Raw genomic sequence first — 1,370 nt, forward strand, 5'->3', positions numbered from 1 at the left:
GCGCCTGCACTTCGAGGACGGTGACCTGTCGCTCGACACGCTGCCCGCCCATGCCTGGCACACCCTGCGCCGCGACGTGATCGGCTATGTCAGCCAGTTCCTGCGCGTGGTGCCGCGGGTGCCGGCGGTGGAGGTGGTGATGGAGCCGCTGCTGGCCCGTGGCGTGGACGAGGCCGAGGCGCGAGTGCGTGCCGAGGCGATGCTGGCCCGCCTCAACTTGCCCGAGCGGCTGTGGAGCCTGCCCCCGGGGACCTTCTCCGGCGGCGAGCAGCAGCGGGTCAATATTGCTCGCGGTTTCATCGCCGAGCACCCGCTGCTGCTGCTGGATGAGCCCACCGCCTCTTTGGATGCCGCCAACCGTGAGGTGGTGGTGCAACTGATCCAGGAAGCCAAGGCGCGTGGCGCAGCCCTGCTGGGCATCTTCCACGACGAGGACGTGCGTGATCGCGTCGCCGACCGCCTGTTGCCCCTGTCGCCGCACATGGGGGCGGCCCTTGCCTCCACGCCAGCCAATGCCGAGGAGATTCGCTCATGAGTGCTTCCGAACAGGTGCTGACCAACGCCCGGATGATCCTCGATGACGAGGTGTGTCAGGGCTCTCTGGTGATTCGTGATGGCCGCATTGCAGCCGTGGATGCCGGCCTGAGTGCCATACCCTCTGCGGTGGACTGCGATGGCGACTACCTGATGCCGGGCATGGTCGAGCTGCACACCGACAACATGGAGAAGTACTTCCAGCCCCGCCCCAAGGTGGCCTGGCCGGGACGGCCCGCGGCACTGGCCCATGACGCCCAGATGGCCGCCAGCGGCATCACCACGGTGTTCGATGCACTCTCGATCGGTGACATCGACGAACAGAGCATGCGCGAGGGCGCGCTCAAGCAGATGGTCGGTTCGCTGCAGGCGATCATGGATGACGGCATGGCCCGCATCGACCATCGCCTCCACCTGCGCTGTGAGGTCTGTCAGCCAGCCACCCTGGAGCGCTTCGAGTCCCTGGCCGATTCGCCGCTTCTCGGCCTGGTGTCGCTCATGGATCATGCCCCGGGTCAGCGTCAGTTCGTGAGCCTCGATGCCTACCGCACCTACTATCAGGGCAAGCACCGGATGAGCGATGAGGCGCTCGAGGCCTTTATCGAGAAGCAGCTGGCCAACAGCGCCCGCTACAGCAGTACCAACCGTCAGGCCATCGCCGCGGCCTGCCATCGGCGTGGCCTGGCCCTGGCCAGCCATGACGATGCCACCATCGAGCACGTCGCCGAGAGCGTCGAGTACGGCACCCGGGTGGCGGAGTTCCCCACCACGCGCGAGGCGGCCGAGGCCTCCCACCGTCACGGGCTGGCGGTGATGATGGGCGCGCCCAACGTGGT

The 1,370-nt window shown here is 67.4% G+C and carries 2 protein-coding genes; both read left to right on the forward strand.

What is annotated here, in order from left to right; all coding sequences use genetic code 11:
• Positions 1–535 (forward strand): phosphonate C-P lyase system protein PhnL (locus tag Q673_RS34390; protein ID WP_023007352.1); only part of this gene is annotated, 535 nt, incomplete at its 5' end.
• Positions 532–1,370 (forward strand): alpha-D-ribose 1-methylphosphonate 5-triphosphate diphosphatase (locus Q673_RS34395; protein ID WP_023007353.1); only part of this gene is annotated, 839 nt, incomplete at its 3' end. The genes Q673_RS34390 and Q673_RS34395, both read left to right, overlap by 4 nt.

The sequence above is a fragment of the Halomonas sp. PBN3 genome (assembly GCF_000475415.1).
In the GTDB taxonomy this organism is placed as follows: Bacteria; Pseudomonadota; Gammaproteobacteria; order Pseudomonadales; family Halomonadaceae; genus Halomonas; species Halomonas shengliensis.